The 15,604-nt window shown below is 41.1% G+C and carries 17 protein-coding genes and 2 riboswitches; of the genes, 10 read left to right on the top strand and 7 right to left on the bottom strand.

What is annotated here, in order from left to right; genetic code table 11:
* Positions 1–182 precede the first annotated feature (182 nt).
* The 5 genes from fdhA to MKZ26_RS16100 all read left to right on the top strand — a co-directional run bounded on the left by fdhA (position 183) and on the right by MKZ26_RS16100 (position 4,914).
* The gene (gene fdhA, locus MKZ26_RS16120) at positions 183–1,403 is read left to right on the top strand and encodes a formaldehyde dehydrogenase, glutathione-independent (RefSeq protein WP_067213562.1); all 1,221 of its coding nucleotides are present in this window, start codon (positions 183–185) and stop codon (positions 1,401–1,403) included.
* Positions 1,404–1,507: 104 nt separating this feature from the next.
* Positions 1,508–2,317, top strand: a complete 810-nt coding sequence (locus tag MKZ26_RS16115) for an MIP/aquaporin family protein (protein WP_340766781.1) — start codon at positions 1,508–1,510, stop codon at positions 2,315–2,317.
* 212 nt (positions 2,318–2,529) lie between these two features.
* On the top strand, positions 2,530–3,429 hold the full coding sequence (locus tag MKZ26_RS16110) for a hypothetical protein (RefSeq protein WP_340766780.1): 900 nt from the start codon (positions 2,530–2,532) through the stop codon (positions 3,427–3,429).
* Complete coding sequence (locus tag MKZ26_RS16105) at positions 3,422–3,979, top strand: hypothetical protein (protein ID WP_340766779.1); 558 nt, start codon at positions 3,422–3,424, stop codon at positions 3,977–3,979. Before MKZ26_RS16110 ends, MKZ26_RS16105 begins: the two co-directional genes overlap by 8 nt.
* 26 nt (positions 3,980–4,005) lie before the next feature.
* A complete protein-coding gene (locus tag MKZ26_RS16100; protein WP_340741056.1) occupies positions 4,006–4,914 on the top strand; it encodes a CPBP family intramembrane glutamic endopeptidase in 909 nt (302 codons plus the stop codon).
* 40 nt (positions 4,915–4,954) lie between these two features.
* On the opposite strand, the gene MKZ26_RS16095 is transcribed toward MKZ26_RS16100, so the two are convergent.
* From MKZ26_RS16095 to MKZ26_RS16080, 4 genes are all read right to left on the bottom strand, one after another.
* Entirely contained in the window at positions 4,955–5,824 is an 870-nt protein-coding gene (locus MKZ26_RS16095; RefSeq protein WP_067213566.1) for a DMT family transporter, read from the bottom strand.
* A gap of 134 nt (positions 5,825–5,958) precedes the next feature.
* Complete coding sequence (locus MKZ26_RS16090) at positions 5,959–6,996, bottom strand: beta-carotene 15,15'-monooxygenase (RefSeq protein WP_340766778.1); 1,038 nt, start codon at positions 6,994–6,996, stop codon at positions 5,959–5,961.
* Positions 6,997–7,258: 262 nt separating this feature from the next.
* Entirely contained in the window at positions 7,259–7,381 is a 123-nt protein-coding gene (locus tag MKZ26_RS16085; protein ID WP_340741058.1) for a hypothetical protein, read from the bottom strand.
* Positions 7,382–7,531: 150 nt separating this feature from the next.
* Positions 7,532–8,161: a nitroreductase family protein gene (locus MKZ26_RS16080; RefSeq protein WP_338654732.1), complete on the bottom strand. Its 630-nt coding sequence runs from the start codon at positions 8,159–8,161 to the stop codon at positions 7,532–7,534.
* 134 nt (positions 8,162–8,295) lie between these two features.
* Between MKZ26_RS16080 and MKZ26_RS16075 the strand changes: the two genes are divergently transcribed.
* The 4 genes from MKZ26_RS16075 (at position 8,296) to MKZ26_RS16060 (ending at position 11,402) form a co-directional block, all read left to right on the top strand.
* Positions 8,296–8,631 (top strand): winged helix-turn-helix transcriptional regulator, encoded by a 336-nt coding sequence (locus MKZ26_RS16075; protein WP_340766777.1) that lies wholly within the window; start codon positions 8,296–8,298, stop codon positions 8,629–8,631.
* 259 nt (positions 8,632–8,890) lie between these two features.
* A riboswitch (PreQ1 riboswitch) is annotated at positions 8,891–8,937 on the top strand.
* Positions 8,938–8,944: 7 nt separating this feature from the next.
* Positions 8,945–9,427 (top strand): QueT transporter family protein, encoded by a 483-nt coding sequence (locus MKZ26_RS16070; RefSeq protein ID WP_067213570.1) that lies wholly within the window; start codon positions 8,945–8,947, stop codon positions 9,425–9,427.
* Between the two features lie 67 nt (positions 9,428–9,494).
* Complete coding sequence (locus tag MKZ26_RS16065; protein ID WP_067213571.1) at positions 9,495–9,725, top strand: excisionase family DNA-binding protein; 231 nt, start codon at positions 9,495–9,497, stop codon at positions 9,723–9,725.
* Positions 9,726–9,911: 186 nt separating this feature from the next.
* Positions 9,912–11,402 (top strand): BCCT family transporter, encoded by a 1,491-nt coding sequence (locus tag MKZ26_RS16060; protein WP_067213572.1) that lies wholly within the window; start codon positions 9,912–9,914, stop codon positions 11,400–11,402.
* A 40-nt stretch (positions 11,403–11,442) separates the two neighbouring features.
* Here the strand turns inward: MKZ26_RS16060 and MKZ26_RS16055 are convergent, their stop codons facing one another.
* The 3 genes from MKZ26_RS16055 to MKZ26_RS16045 are packed head-to-tail and all read right to left on the bottom strand — an operon-like array spanning position 11,443 to position 14,574.
* Entirely contained in the window at positions 11,443–12,429 is a 987-nt protein-coding gene (locus MKZ26_RS16055; RefSeq protein ID WP_340766776.1) for a homoserine dehydrogenase, read from the bottom strand.
* Positions 12,387–13,253, bottom strand: a complete 867-nt coding sequence (locus MKZ26_RS16050; RefSeq protein ID WP_340766775.1) for a hypothetical protein — start codon at positions 13,251–13,253, stop codon at positions 12,387–12,389. The genes MKZ26_RS16055 and MKZ26_RS16050 overlap by 43 nt, the downstream gene beginning before the upstream one ends.
* A 31-nt stretch (positions 13,254–13,284) precedes the next feature.
* Positions 13,285–14,574: an O-acetylhomoserine aminocarboxypropyltransferase/cysteine synthase family protein gene (locus MKZ26_RS16045; RefSeq protein ID WP_187046140.1), complete on the bottom strand. Its 1,290-nt coding sequence runs from the start codon at positions 14,572–14,574 to the stop codon at positions 13,285–13,287.
* Between the two features lie 124 nt (positions 14,575–14,698).
* Positions 14,699–14,814: riboswitch (SAM riboswitch) on the bottom strand.
* Positions 14,815–14,959: 145 nt separating this feature from the next.
* Here MKZ26_RS16045 and MKZ26_RS16040 point away from each other — a divergent pair.
* Positions 14,960–15,595 carry a glycerol-3-phosphate acyltransferase gene (locus MKZ26_RS16040; RefSeq protein WP_340766774.1) on the top strand — a complete coding sequence of 212 codons (636 nt, stop codon included), beginning with the start codon at positions 14,960–14,962 and terminating at the stop codon, positions 15,593–15,595.
* Positions 15,596–15,604: the final 9 nt, after the last annotated feature.

Raw genomic sequence — 15,604 nt, 5'->3', positions numbered from 1 at the left:
AATTATGAAGAAAGTCTTAAGAAGTGTTGTATCAAGATTCCAAACAAACACGTTAATCCAAACTTTTGTGTTTGCTTTTGAATTAGCTAAGTGACTGTCCCCATCAATTCAAATGATTATTGCATGTTTGGACAGAGACTTACATATTGATAAGGTGCAAGGACAAACTACTATTGGGGGTAATGTTAATGTCAAACCGTGCTGTTGTATACAATAAGCCTGGAATAGTTTCAATCGAAAATATTGGCTTTCCGGACTTGGTGTTACGAGATGGACCCGGGGTAAATCCATTAAATGTCGGACGTAAGTGTGATCACGGTGTCATTCTAAAAGTCGTTGCTACAAATATTTGCGGGAGTGATCAACATATGGTGCGCGGTAGGACAACTGCACCAAGCGGTCTAGCATTAGGACATGAAATTACCGGCGAAGTCATTGAGGCAGGTCGGGACGTAGAATTCATGAAAGTCGGAGATCTTGTCTCCGTGCCTTTTAATATTGCTTGTGGTCGCTGTAGAAATTGTAAATCACAAGACACTCATATTTGTGAAAACGTAAATCCAGACCGTCCTGGATCAGCTTACGGTTATGTTGATATGGGTGGGTGGGTCGGTGGACAATCGGAGTATGTAATGGTTCCTTACGCTGATTTCCAACTACTAAAGTTTCCAGATAAAGCACAAGCGATGGAAAAAATTCTTGACCTTGCTATGCTATCAGATATTTTTCCAACAGGATTTCACGGAGCATACAGTGCTGGAGTCACAATCGGGTCGACTGTATATATAGCTGGCGCTGGCCCAGTGGGATTAGCAGCCGCTCATTCAGCACAACTGCTCGGTGCTTCATGTGTCATTGTAGGAGATATGATTGAAGATCGATTGGCACAAGCGAGAAGTTTCGGATGTGAAACGATCAACCTTAGTCAGCATGATGATATAGGCGAACAAATTGCACAAATACTTGGTACTCCTGAAGTCGATTGTGCTGTTGACTGCGTCGGGTTTGAAGCACATGGTAACGGACCTAATCGAGGAGAAGCACCTGCAGCTGTTCTTAACTCAATTATGGAAGTGACACGTGCTGGAGGCAAATTAGGAATTCCAGGTTTGTACGTAACTGGAGATCCAGGAGCAACTGATGAAGATGCCAAATTTGGGACGCTGAAAATCCGAATGGGATTAGGCTGGGCAAAAGCACATCATTTCGTTACGGGACAAACTCCTGTCATGAAGTACCATGAGTTTTTAATGAAATCAATACTGAGCGGGAAAGCTCAAATTGCCAAGGCAGTAAATGCTACACTTATTTCATTAGAAGAGGCACCGAATGGCTACCAAGTTTTTGATAAAGGCGCAGCGAAAAAGTTTGTTATCGATCCACACGGACTGATAAAGAGATAACTCTTTTAACATAGATGATAACATCCACGACAAAATCTTCGGAAATTCGAAAACGAGCTGTGGATGTTTTTCTATCCCGTATCGACAATCAGGGGGGATTTCCTATGTCGGCATTTATAGGTGAATTAGTTGGAACAATGATCTTAGTGATTTTAGGTTGCGGTGTTGTTGGCGGAGTTGTGCTTAATAAAACTAAAGCACAAAATTCCGGTTGGATTGTGATCACGATGGGCTTTGGTCTCGCTGTAGCAGTAGCTATTTATGCCGTAGGCGGGATAAGTGGCGCCCATATTAATCCGGCAGTTACAGTAGGATTAGCCGTAATTGGGGCTTTTCCTTGGGCAAATGTTCCGTCGTATATTTTAGCTCAACTCATTGGTGCTTTTATCGGAGCAGTCATTGTTTACGTTAACTATTTACCACACTGGGAAGAAACAAGCGATAAAGGCCAAAAGTTAGTTATATTTTCAACTATTCCGGCCATAAGAAAGCCTATTTCCAACTTAGTAAGTGAAATGATCGGTACATTCGTACTCGTTCTCGGGATATTAGCGATTGGTGCAAATGAATTTACGGAAGGACTTAATCCACTAATCATCGGATTTCTTGTCCTCTCCATTGGTTTGTCACTTGGAGGAACAACCGGTTTTGCGATTAACCCCGCACGTGACTTAGGTCCAAGAATAGCTCACTTTTTCTTACCGATTCCCGGAAAAGGATCATCCGATTGGGGTTATGCTTGGGTTCCAATTGTTGGCCCATTACTTGGTGGAGTATTTGGAGCTCTATTTTATCAACAAGTGTTCAGTGGGATAAATTCTTTGGCATTTTGGATAGTAGGCTCAATTTGTTTGGTCGCAATTCTAGGTGCATGTTTTATGAACAAAGTGATGAAAACTCAGCAAGTTGAATAAAGTTCAGTAGCCCTAATACAACCATGTAAAACTTGAATATACACCCCCTGTATCGATTCAGTTAGTAACTAAACTAACTACACAGGAGGGTGTTTTTTTATTAGGTAAAATTAGGCTGTTTCAAGAAAATATGACCAGGTGACTGTCACTCGGTCATTTCAATTTGGTATACTAAGGTAATATACCAATTAACAAACAAAGGAGGATATATTATGAAACCCCGTTTATTTTGGATCGCACTAATCCTGATTGGTATAAGTTGGATTTCAAACTCTATTTACGCTCACTCCAAGCAACTAGATAAGCCTATTTTCTTGGATCATTATATTGATGTGGAGTTGCAGGATTATATATATATAACGTTTTATTATTTAACGAACAAGAATGACTCTTCAGTAGTCTCGTCTGTTTCTACTGGTGAACTAATCGGCTATCCAGAAGACCCTTATTTTACAGACGAAGGAATTCAAAATAGACAGTCATTTAATAATCATGTGTTAAGAAGTGTCAATGTGAGGTTCGACTTAGAACAACCCTCTGTTCCTGAAATTTATTCTTTCACTGAAATGGACATCTTTTTTTCAAATGGAAAAAAGATAACAACCCCCATTGGCATCGTGAATATCTTTCCGTACTTCAATGAAAGAGTCCCACTCGAACAAGTAAGTACAATGATGGGTAGTAACTATAATAACGCAGATTATCGAGCTACTGAGCCCCTTACAGTCGATACAATTAAAGGTTCATATCAAGAAGTCTTACAGGATAATTTCCTTATTAAAATAAACTCGCCGAGTAACCCTACAGTTTCCCAGCCCACTGAGAAAGAGTTTCTCGATCCGATGGAAAAAGAGTGGAGGAAGTTGCCTGGGCTAGATTTGAAAAATGTTCAACTTCCATTCGACTTGAAGAATGGTGAAAGACTAAGCGTGTACAGTAGCATTTCTAAAAACCTCAAAGCAGTATTTGATTTAAGTATACATATGTCCGGAAAGTCAGAGTCAGGCAGGGTTTTCTCAACAACCGTCAGATTCAATCATCAACCTTATTTGGAACAAAAAGATGTCAATGCAATTATCAAGGAGAAAACAAAGGGGGATACCAATGGATAAAGCATTAAGGTATATGTTCTGGGGGTATCTTTTCATTTTTTTCCGGGTCCATATTGGTTTTGATTGGCTAGCTGACCCTGTCGGATATTATTTGATTTACTCCGGATGCTTCATGCTTATCGATAAATATCCTCATGCAAAAAAAGCAGGAATCGTAGCCGGACTAGGCATAGTCATTTCTTTCCCGGCAATTTTCGTTAATCTTTCTGCGCATTATCTCGGTATTTGGGAAGTCTATTCACTTGCTTTACTCGTCCTAAAACTGATTGTCGCCTATTTTCTTTTCGCTGTTCTAAAAAGTATTGTCAATGACTATGCTAATCAAGCATTGATAAACCAGACGAAAAGTGTCTATACATTTTATATAGCTATCCACTTATCCGTGCTTATGCTCATGTCATTTTCCATGAATATAGCTGAGGACCAATGGATCACACTTACATTCATGCTGACAATGGGCGCCTTAGTTATGGATATCATGTTTCTTCTACTACTTGCAGCCATTCGGCAAGCACAACCGCGACAGCCAGCTCACGACTATTCGGTATGAAAACAGTGGAAATTGGGAGGGATAAGATGTTTAAAAACCAATCAGGTCAAGTAAGGGCTGGCTGGCTTATTTTACTAACTTTTATAGCCATGCTAATTGTTCAACAGTTATTCTCACTTCCAGGGATTCTTTTATTGATGTTCACTGAAGCACCTTTTAGTGAGGGATTTAGTTATCTCGATATGCAAACTGCTTTCGATTCACACCCTTGGATTTTCCTTTTAATGCAAGGCGGTGGTACAGTCGGTGGAATAGTGATTACTTTTTTACTATGGCGTTTTATAAATAAGGGTTCCATGAAAGAGCTCGGCTTTAGAGGTTCGTTGAAAGACTTATGGTTTGGACTGTTTCTTGGTGCATTATCGATTATCTTTATTTTTATTGTATTGATGGCGACCGGCAATGTGACACTCCTTAATTCATTGTCAAACCCTCACTTCTCAATATTTATGATTACTTTTCTAGTTCTATTTATTCTTGTCGGAATCTTTGAAGAGATGTTCTTTAGAGGATATGTCATGTCCACCATGGCAAGTAGGGGAAATAAAAAGTGGGTTATCTACGTAGCATCCGCTTTAATTTTCAGCATCGCCCATGGTGCAAATCCAAATGTAAGTCTTTTAGGATTAATGAATATTGCACTGGTCGGGCTTTTATTCGCTTATATGTTTGACGCCACAAAAAGTTTGTGGCTTCCAATTGGTTATCATATTACGTGGAACTACTTCCAAGGGAATGTTTTTGGATTTGCGGTAAGCGGTACTGCACCAAATGGCATCTATAGTGTTGAACTAGTCGAGGGACATGATTGGCTGACTGGTGGTGCATTCGGTCTAGAAGGTGGAATCCTAGCAACGATGCTAATCTTGGTCGGTTTTATCGCTACAAAGCTTTATTCCAAATCGAAAAACAAAAAAAATACAGGAAGCCTTTAAAGCTTCCTGTATTTTGAATTTCAAAAACAAACAAGACTGTTCAAACTTTCACTTTCCTACCACTCAACGTCAACACAAGAATTCCACCAAGCAACATCGCAATACCCATCCACGACGTTCCAGTCAGTCGCTCACCTACAACAATCACACTCAATATAGCAGCAGTAAGTGGTTCAGCAAGTGACAGCGTGACTGCTGACGATGAAGGTATCCGTTTCAACCCGGCTGAAAACAGGATATATGCCACACTGGTTGTGACGATCCCAAGATACAACACAACAGAAATTCCACGCCCCGTCATAAGCCCTTCCGTTTCGAATAAAAACAAGAATGGCATGAGCATTATCGCACTCATCGAAAAGATAACCGCAACAGCAGGCACAGGATCTACCTTGTCTAGTACGTCTTTATTGACGAGTGTATAAAAGGCAAACAACAATCCAGCTCCAAGTGACATCGCGATTCCCACTGGATTGACAACAATCCCATCTCTATTTAAAAAGAGCAGTGCACACCCTATAATTGCAAGTGCTGTCGCCATGATCCACACCCGGGTCGGGCGGCGTTTCAATAGTAACCATTCAATGATTCCAGAAAAAACTGGAGCACTTCCGATTGTGACGACCGTGCCTATAGCAACCCCCGTTAGTCTTACAGAAGAAAAAAATAAGTATTGAAAAATAGCCATTGAAATAGCTGCGTACAAGGTAGATTTCCACGGCCAATTTCGAAAATCGATTTTACGCATAATGAGCAAAATAACTAGTAACGAAAAACCCCCTATAGCAAGCCTCGATGCCCCAACTGCCAACGGATGAATCGTTTGCGGCATGAATGTTTGGGCTGTGCCAGTCGTCCCCCAAAGTATCGCACCTACCAGCACGACTAGATATGAAATACGTTGTGACAAAGTGATTCCCCCTTACTCTCTCTACAGTAGAAGATACCACATAAATCAAATTTTCCAATACCTTAATTCTACTTAATTGAATCCACAGTTGATTATACGAACCTAGCTAAACTGGTGGGGTACAATATCTATCTTCATAACTTTTGCTTCACCAGTTCTTTAAACCTCTCCGAATCATCTACTCGAATAGCTACTTGATCATAGAATTTCTTTACCCCCATCAACAGTGTCGCTTCTACTGGATATTTCAACTTTAATAGGACACTCGGGTACACTTTCTCAAAATCACGTGCAATAAAATCAATCGTATTCTTCGAAAATTTTTGTTCCAATACATCAGGGTCTTCTATTATCTCCTCAATATCTTCCCATCGGATTTCCATACGCTTCATCAAACCTAGAGAAACATACATACTTTCATGCTCTATCTGCAAAGGATTGAAGCGTAGTGCTTGAATATCACCTAAAAATAACAGGACTGAGTAGATGTTTATCACTAGCAGAATAAGCGATAAAATAAATGATTTGTCATGCAACCACCAGTGAATACCGATTGTTTCAATCATAATTGCATGGATCATCATCACTTGAAAGGCGATTAAACTTGATTTTTTGTAGAGTGTGAACGTATTGTCTTTTTCTTGCGGTTTCTTTTTCCAAATACAAAAAGCATAATAAAACATGAGCATTTCCGAACAAATCACTTGAATAATCGGATGCTTTCTTACCTTTTCGTCCACTGCATGAGAGAAAGAAAATAAAAGTGGTAAAGGGCTTTTCTTCACCGTTCGAATGATTTCGGGTAAATATTTAAAAAGAGTTACTAACAACAGAACTTCAAGTAAAACGAGTGCACCTTCTATTGCAAAACCTGCTAACGTAATCGTCTTAAAAGGAGCTAAATACTCCATCGGAATCATAAAGCGTGCAACCATAAGGCCCCCAGCCATCAACACAATCAGATACTTCCAACTCATTTTACGTTGCCAAGCTAAAAATAAAACGGGTGCCACAATGGTTAAATCAAGGATGGAACCTAGTACGACACCATTCGTTTTCGTAGGCAACAGGTTAAGGCCAAAGGAAGAGCGATATAAAGCAAAATTAGAAGCCAAAACAAGTAATAATAAGATTAGCCATACAATATGGATTGATTCCCTTTTATATACCATGTTATCCACCTCCCTTTTTTTGAGTTATAATATTTTCCGGTTTTTGAAATATATACGATGTAACTCCTGAATATCCTTCATTCCTAACTTTTCCTACTATTTTCATTAATCGTTTGCTCAACTTATGTACGTTTTTCGAAATAGGCTATCCTTCTTAATTGATTGAGTTTTATTTTCAATTCCCTACGATTTTCTTTATTGATTTTTCTCAGGTCTGTTAATAATTAACTTACAGTATTTGACTTAAATTTTAACCTTGTCGTTAGCTCGCTTGTTTTGCAGATGCCTTATTATCAATCACATCTTGGTATTCGGAATCTGATTGCAATTCATCTCTTCTACGTTTAATAATCTCTTTCATATTGTTAGATAACCTAGAATCCATTACAACACCTTCTTTCGTTCCGATTAACAGTTAATTAGTATTAACCATAAATACAACTTAACATAATGTCAATAATTGTTATTAATATAAGCTAAAAATCTGTATACAAAAAAGCCCGAAATGCATGTAGCATCCCGGGCAAGAAATTTCTTATATAAAACGCACAACTTCATCTAAAGGCAAGCGGGAAGACCCATATGCCGGGGCAGCGGCCTTTCCTAAGGCAATCAGTACAATTGGGAATTGATCACTAGGAAGGTCGAATCTCTCAGCAAATTTCACTTTATCAAAGCCACCTATTGTTGAAGTATCATAGCCTTTTTCTTTGGCAATCAACATCAATTGCATAGAAACAAGCCCCGCATCAAAAGAAGCGATATTCATTCTTGCCTCTCTTGGAATAGTTGGATAGACCGCATTCGTACTGGCAATCGTACGATCTTTAATCGACTCATCCATATGACCTTCTGCAACATTTTGTGTATAGATTTGCTCCACTTTTTTATACGCATCGATATTACCTAAGACAGCGATAACGGCAGATGAATCCCCCACCTGGACTTGATTGTTAGCGATTACTTGCAGTTCTTTCTTCACCTCGGGGTCCTGGATAACTATAAAACTCCAAGATTGCAGGTTACTAGATGAAGGAGCTATTGTTGCCAGCTTCAGCATTTCTGCAATTTCCTCTTTTGCGATTGTAGCGTTCGGATCGAACACCCTTACCGATTTTCTGTCCTTCATTACACTATATAAATGTGAGTTCAATGTTGTAGTCATTGTATTGCCTCCCTTTCTAAAACTTACTAATAGTAAGTAACTGCATTCAACTTACCATTAGTAAGTTTGTTATGTCAACCCTAACGATACATGTTAAGATAGATGAAAGATAAAGCAGAATGGAGGTTCGACTAGTGAATCAACCGAAAAATTGTGGGAATTCATCACATGTCTGCAACAACTTTCACGATACAATTGAATTTATTGGTAAGAGATGGATGGGGGTAATTATTTATACACTGATGTCCGGACCCAAGCGTTTTCATGAAATCACTGAGGGTATTCCAGGGATATCAGATCGACTTTTAACAGAACGACTGAATGAATTAATCAAAGAAGGCCTCGTTACAAAAAAACAACTTGAGCCTTCTTCTACTATAGTTGGATATGAGCTAACGGACAGCGGGATGGAATTAAAAGAAGTTATTACTGCCATACGGAACTGGATGGAAAAGCGAACAAACCTTTAGATCCGAAGGGTTAGAAAATTCATTAAACTCCCAAAGAAGAGCTATTTCCCCTAGAGGTTGATAGCTCTTTTCCCTCGCCCTGATTAACCACATTCATCTTCCTACACTTTGCTCAATCATTTATACCGAGCTGTTTCATGGCCACAACAAGACTTCGAACATCGATATTTATCCTATCCAAATTCTTACTTCTTCATTTTTCACATGTATTGACATGTACGAATCAAAAACACTATGATACACTGGATTGCAGGCTTTTTAACACGTGGTTCGTCAACCATCCCACGCTAAAAAAACTAGGAGGAAATGAATAATGAAAATAAAAACAATGGCCATTAGCGGGATTATCGCCGCTTTATATGTAGCTGTTTCCCTATTAATAGCACCATTAGCATACTCAGCCATCCAATTTAGAATCCCTGAGATGTTCAACCATCTTGTCGTGTTCAATAAAAAGCTCATATTTGGAATTGTGCTTGGTGTATTTGTGACAAACTTATTTTCCCCACTTGGTATGTATGACTTATTTTTTGGGGTAAGCCAATCAATCCTAGCCCTTTCAATTACAATTTTCTCTGCTAAATTCATATCTGGAATATTCAAGCGAATGGTCTTCAACACGCTTGTCTTCACCTTTACAATGTTCATCATTGCTTTCGAGTTGAACCTAGCATTAGAACTGCCTTTCCTACTTACCTGGTTAACAGTCGCAATAGGTGAATTCGTCGTTATGGCTATCGGGATTCCGATTATGATGATTTTAAATAAACGTTTGAAATTCGAAAAACTTATTTAACATAACCCATCCCCTCCATTTCACTGTTAGCGATTGAAATAGAGGGATTTTTTAAGGAGATGGATCGATGTACATAACAATCCAAGAAACCGCTGAACATCTAGGTATGCCTGTCGAACAAGTAGAAAAGTACGTGCGGGAAGGTCGCATCCGTTCCGTCCATGATGGTGAAAAATTCCTTATTAACAAAGATCAGTTTGGACTCTATTTAGAACAGCTCGAAATGTTAAAACACCAAATCGATGAATGGCGGAACGAACCTATTCCACCCGATCGTGACATTAAAGATGAAGATTGAAAAACCGGTTGAAAATCTACGGATTTTCAGCCGGTTTTGTTTTATTTAAGATAGGGTATCGTTCCGTTAAAGGTATGGAAATCGCTATAAGAGAAAATACTAAATACATCGATTGGTTGCTTTCAATATGCTTTGCTAGTATAGTAAGAAGCTGTTTCCAAATTACCAGCTCCACGAGGGGGAATTATGAAGAAAATTTCAAATGTCTTTTACATCACAATTGGTCTGATTATTTTGACCGTCGGATATGGCGCGTTTGCACCTGAAAGTTTTGAGGCTGTTACAACGAATGTCCGAAACTTTGTTGCGTCGTCTTTCGGTTGGTACTATATGCTGCTCATGTCATTTATGTTAGCGCTCAGTTTCTTTTTCATCGTCAGTCCATACGGAAAAATCCGGCTTGGAAAAGATACGGACCGTCCGCAGTTTTCAACAGTTACATGGGTTGCCATGCTGTTTTCCGCTGGGATGGGTATCGGCCTAGTCTTTTATGGTGCCGCTGAACCATTATCACACTTTGCAATCAGTCCTGCTTCGGAAGATCCAAATACGGATGCTGCTTTCAAAGAAGCCTTACGTCAATCTTTCTTTCACTGGGGGATTCACATATGGGCCATGTACGGAGTCATTGCGCTATCGTTAGCCTTCTTCCAGTTCCGCAAAGGGGAACCGGGATTAATTTCAGCAACATTGAAGCCGATATTCGGTGAAAAAATGGTTGGACCATGGGGTACTCTCGTCGATGTACTCGCCGTTTTCGCAACAGCATTCGGCGTCGCTACATCACTCGGCTTCGGCGCTGTTCAAATTAATGCAGGCCTAAACTACTTATTTGGTGTTGAGATCAATATCTTTTCACAATTTGTCATCATCGCAATCGTCACGGTCCTGTTCGTTGCATCTGCATGGTCAGGATTAAGTAAGGGCATAAAATATTTATCAAATACAAATTTAGTCCTTGCTCTTGCACTGCTTGGATTTATCGTCGTTCTTGGACCGACATTACTCATTTTCAATATGTTCACTGATTCGTTTGGCGGCTACTTTTCAAACCTTGTCCAAATGAGTTTCGGTACAGCACCATTGGACTCTACCGACCGGAAATGGCTTGACGACTGGACAATATTCTACTGGGCATGGTGGATTTCATGGGCACCGTTTGTCAGTATGTTCATTGCCCGTGTTTCAAAAGGCCGTACAATCAGGGAGTTCATGATTGGCGTACTTGCTGCACCTACTTTGCTGGTTACGTTCTGGTTCTCAGCTTTTGGAACGACAGCGATTGATATCCAGAAAAAAGGGCTTGTCGACTTGACGCAATCCAGTACAGAACTGACGATTTTCGAAATGTTCAATGTTATGCCAATGTCGTTCATGATATCAGTCTTCGCAATTTTATTGATTGTATCGTTCTTCGTTACTTCAGCCGATTCAGCAACATTTGTCCTTGGCATGCAGTCAACGAATGGTTCGTTGACACCGCCGAATAATGTGAAGCTCATTTGGGGCGTTATCCAATCGACAATTGCGCTCATTTTGCTATCTGTCAACGGCCTCACCGCTTTGCAAAACACGATCATCATCGCTGCATTGCCGTTCTCTTTCGTCATGCTACTCATGGTTGTCGCGTTGCTCAAAGCGTTGAAAGCCGAATTAAAGTTGATGAAATTAAAGTAATAACTAGAAAAAGCGATTCCATAAATGGAATCGCTTTTTCTTAACTATGAACAAGAACCTTTTCACGTTTTCCAATCATTTGAAGGAAGTCTCCGACCATTGCGCTTGCCGTCGGGTACATACCTGCACCCGGACCGACAAGTGTTAAGGCACCGAGATAGTCAGTTTCAACGATGATTGCGTTGTCCACACCATCGACACCATATAGCGAATGATGAGTTCCGATAAGTACCGGGCCAACACTTCCGTGCAATGTCCCCTTCTCGTCAATCAAAATATCAGCGACATGCCGATAACGAAGCTTAGCCTTAGATGCATCCGCCACATCTTCAATAGTAATCTTGTCGATTCCAACAACCGAAACGTCTTGCCAATTTGGTTGCGTACCGAATGCAAGTGCGCTCAAAATCATCAGTTTTCGAAAGGCATCTTTGCCACTTATATCGTCCGATGGATCCGCTTCCGCATAGCCAAGCGCCTGTGCTTCGTGAAGCGCGGCTTTAAATGGAATTCCCTCTTCCCGCATTTTCGTTAAGATGAAGTTGGAAGTGCCATTCAAAATACCTCTAATTCGTAACACCCGGTCTGTCGGTAACAAGTTTGTCACCGTACGGATAATCGGTATACCACCCGCCGTCGTTGCTTCATACCCAACGTAAACTCCACGGAACTCCGCATGTTTTAGTAACGCCGGACCATGTTTCGCAAACATCGTCTTATTCGCAGTTATTATATGAAAACCTTTTTCTATTGCATCCGAAAGAAACGTATAAGCGGGTTCTTCTCCAACAATCGCCTCAAATATGAGGTCAATGTCCGGATTTAACAGGATTTCTTGAATGTCATCCGTTATCTTCGTTCCAGGTGTCGCTAGACGTTCTTTCTCCTTATCCCGGACCAAAATGGAAACAATGTCGATTGTACAGCCCATTTCCCGCTTAATCTCTTCTTTCCTTTCATTCAAAATCCTATAAATCCCTTCACCTACAGTGCCGAAGCCAAGTAGAGCGACTTTGATTGACGCCATAACGCCACCTCCATGGACTGTTTGATGATGAGTCCCCATTTTTCAAATTCCGTTAAAAAACTTTCATAGGCATGTTTTGTATTGACCAAACAATATATAGAGTTGGGAATCATATAGGCGAACGTTCGAATTTCATCCGTCGGATACATCGGATCGTGTGTAAAAGCAAACGCCACCACTTTTGCAGATATCAGGCGGGAAGCTAGTTCAACGCCTCCTCGACCACGGCCGATGTCATGCGTATTCATCGCACGGATTAAGGGGTAGAAGCTCTCCATGTCATTTCTGCTATTCCCAAAAGGAGATGCCATGTTCCCAATTTTAGTTGATTGTGGTGTCACTGCCATCGGGAAAAGAATATCCATAGCCTCGGGATACATAATGCCCCATTCCAGTACACGCATGCCACCGAGCGCCCCCCCGATGACCGCCCTTAACCGATTGACACCTAGTACCGTCAGCGCTCTCCGTTCTGCATGCACCATATCTCGAATCGTTACTTCTGGAAATAAATTTCTATACAGCTCGCCTGTGTCCGGATTTACAGTTAACGGTCCTGTTGATCCGTCACTTCCGCCAAGTGCGTTAAAAGAGATAACGGATAATTCATTTGTATCGATACTTTTTCCTTTGCCGACAAGACCGCTCCACCAACCCGGATAGTCAACCGTTCCAACTGTCACGTGACTTCCTGTCAAGGCATGACAAACAAGTACATGGGGTGCATCCAACCTGCCCGTTCTTTCATAGGCAAGCTGTACATTTACCAAGACGACTCCTGATTCCAATACCAGATGCCCGATTTCCACTATCCCCGTCTCCACGATTGTCACGCCCTTTCTTGTCACCAAAAAATTATACTGTTACTGGTACCGCTAGTTCGATTGCTTGTGCAAGGTCTGCAATAATATCTTCCGCAGATTCAAGGCCCACCGATAGTCTGATCAATTCTTCAGTCACACCTGATTTTTTCAAGTCCTCAGGCCCAAGCTGCTGATGCGTCGTTGAAGCTGGATGGATAATTAGTGATTTTGCATCCCCAACATTCGCAACATGCGACCAGATTTTGACGTTATCAATCACGTTCCGGCCTGCATCACGTCCACCTTTAATACCAAATACAATAATGGAACCGAAGCCGTTTTTCAAGTACTTTTTCGCAAGGTCATAAGATGGGTGATCTTCGTTGCCTGTATATGTTACCCATTCGACAGATGGATGTTTTTTCAAGAACTCCGCTACTTTAACGGCATTTTCATTATGTCTTGTCACACGCAAATGCAGTGTTTCAAGTCCTTGGAGGAAATTAAATGCACTATCTGGATCTAAGCAAGGTCCGAAGTCACGCAATAGTTGAACGCGTAGTTTAGTCGCAAATGCCGCCGCTGCTGTATCAATTCCGTAACGGAGACCATGATATGACGCATCAGGCTCTGTGAAGCCAGGAAACCTCCCTTGCGTCCAGTCAAATGTACCCGCATCAACAGCAACTCCACCGATCGTGGTACCGTGTCCGCCAATCCATTTTGTAGCGGAATGGATGACAACATCCGCACCAAATTCGATAGGATTCGAACCATATGGCGAAGCAAATGTACTATCAATAAGAAGCGGTAGACCGTTTTCATGCGCAATGTCCGCAACCGCTTCAATATCGAGTACATGAAGACTCGGGTTACCGATTGTTTCTGCGAATATTGCTTTTGTTTTATCTGTAATTGCTGCACGGAAGTTTTCAGGATCTGTTGCATCGACAAACTTTACATTGATACCGTAGCGTGGAAGTGTAGCGGCGAATAAATTATAAGTACCGCCATATAAATTGCTTGCTGCGACAATTTCATCTCCAGCACCAGCTACGTTCAAGATAGAGAAAGCGATAGCTGCCATACCTGAGGAGAATGCAACTGCCGCCGTACCACCCTCAAGAAGCGCAATACGCTCTTCAAAAACTGCAACAGTCGGATTTGTAATTCGCGTATAGATATTGCCTGCTTCTTGTAGTGCAAATAGTTTTTGAGCATGTTCTGTATCACGGAATACAAATGATGAGGTTCTATGAATTGGAACTGCGCGTGAACCTGTTACAGGATCCGGTTTTTGTCCACCGTGCAGAAGAAGTGTTTCGGGTTGAAGTTTTGTCATCGTCATTACCTCCAGAGTTTTTTAGATGGATTTGATTGTAATGGGCGGAGACGTTAGGGGTATTTTTGGAATGAAAAATAACCCCCTTCGCTTAAGAAGAGGGTTACGCTTTCGCTTATTCCTCCCCTTATCTTTCAGACCGTTCGCACGAATCTGTAGGAAGTAGCACCTTTGCAAGTTAGTCACTTGCTGGTTGCCGGGCATCGCAGGGCCTATTCCCTCCGCCGCTCTTGATAAGAGTTTGTGATATTCAGTTTTCCATCTTGTGACATAGTATAGTAGATATCTCAATACTTTGTCAATAGTTTACCGAATAATATTTCTGAAACTTGTGTCTATGTGGAATGTTACACTTAGACTACCGTTATTTTAGGAGGAACTTGATATGTGGTTATGGATTGTAGGCGTGCTCTTATGGGGATATGCAGTTGGTTGCCTGCATGGATCAGTTGTTGCGCAGAAAATATCCGGCGTTAACTTGAAAGAAACCGGTGTGAAAAATGCCGGTGCCTCGAATGCGACCATTGTTCTCGGGAAGAAGTTCGGCGCATTAGTTGCAGTAATCGATATCAGTAAAGGTGCAGGAGCTGTCTTACTTGTGCACTATTTCGCAGAAAACGCAGGATTTTCAGAAGCCTTTTTGGCTTTACTTTTATTTCTTACAGCCGCCGCAGCCGTTATTGGGCATAACTTTCCATTTTATATGAACTTTAACGGTGGAAAAGGAACAGCGACAATAATTGGTGTACTGCTTGCAATCGACTGGCAGATCGGGCTCATTGGTTTTGCATTATTTGTCGTCGTAGCACTAATAACAGACTTTCTCGTGTTTGGTGTACTGATGCTCTACGTCACGCTCATCGCGATGGCAGTATTGGCAGACGGATACTGGCCAGTCGTAATAGCAACTTTGTTATTTGCAATCGCCATTTGGAAACATCTCGAGAATTTTCAGCGTATGAAAGAGCGTAGCGAGAAGCGCGTTTCAATGGTCTTTAGAAAAAATAAAACCAAAAACTGAGGACCCCTA

Origin of the sequence: Sporosarcina sp. FSL K6-6792, from assembly GCF_038004885.1 — a bacterium.
Taxonomy (GTDB): domain Bacteria; phylum Bacillota; class Bacilli; order Bacillales_A; family Planococcaceae; genus Sporosarcina; species Sporosarcina psychrophila.
The sequence above is the reverse complement of the archived record's forward strand: the minus strand, read 5'-3'. Positions and strand labels throughout refer to the sequence as shown.

Bases quoted from the DNA above. Each gene is read 5' to 3' on its own strand.
- MKZ26_RS16040 (WP_340766774.1), top strand. From the start codon at position 14,960: ATGTGGTTATGGATTGTAGGCGTGCTCTTATGGGGATATGCAGTTGGT.
- MKZ26_RS16070 (WP_067213570.1), top strand. From the start codon at position 8,945: ATGAAAATAAAAACAATGGCCATTAGCGGGATTATCGCCGCTTTATAT.
- MKZ26_RS16055 (WP_340766776.1), bottom strand. From the start codon at position 12,429: ATGGCGTCAATCAAAGTCGCTCTACTTGGCTTCGGCACTGTAGGTGAA.
- MKZ26_RS16105 (WP_340766779.1), top strand. From the start codon at position 3,422: ATGGATAAAGCATTAAGGTATATGTTCTGGGGGTATCTTTTCATTTTT.
- MKZ26_RS16090 (WP_340766778.1), bottom strand. From the start codon at position 6,996: ATGGTATATAAAAGGGAATCAATCCATATTGTATGGCTAATCTTATTA.
- MKZ26_RS16065 (WP_067213571.1), top strand. From the start codon at position 9,495: ATGTACATAACAATCCAAGAAACCGCTGAACATCTAGGTATGCCTGTC.
- fdhA (WP_067213562.1), top strand. From the start codon at position 183: ATGTTAATGTCAAACCGTGCTGTTGTATACAATAAGCCTGGAATAGTT.
- MKZ26_RS16110 (WP_340766780.1), top strand. From the start codon at position 2,530: ATGAAACCCCGTTTATTTTGGATCGCACTAATCCTGATTGGTATAAGT.
- MKZ26_RS16045 (WP_187046140.1), bottom strand. From the start codon at position 14,574: ATGACAAAACTTCAACCCGAAACACTTCTTCTGCACGGTGGACAAAAA.
- MKZ26_RS16085 (WP_340741058.1), bottom strand. From the start codon at position 7,381: ATGGATTCTAGGTTATCTAACAATATGAAAGAGATTATTAAACGTAGA.
- MKZ26_RS16080 (WP_338654732.1), bottom strand. From the start codon at position 8,161: ATGACTACAACATTGAACTCACATTTATATAGTGTAATGAAGGACAGA.
- MKZ26_RS16100 (WP_340741056.1), top strand. From the start codon at position 4,006: ATGTTTAAAAACCAATCAGGTCAAGTAAGGGCTGGCTGGCTTATTTTA.
- MKZ26_RS16115 (WP_340766781.1), top strand. From the start codon at position 1,508: ATGTCGGCATTTATAGGTGAATTAGTTGGAACAATGATCTTAGTGATT.
- MKZ26_RS16060 (WP_067213572.1), top strand. From the start codon at position 9,912: ATGAAGAAAATTTCAAATGTCTTTTACATCACAATTGGTCTGATTATT.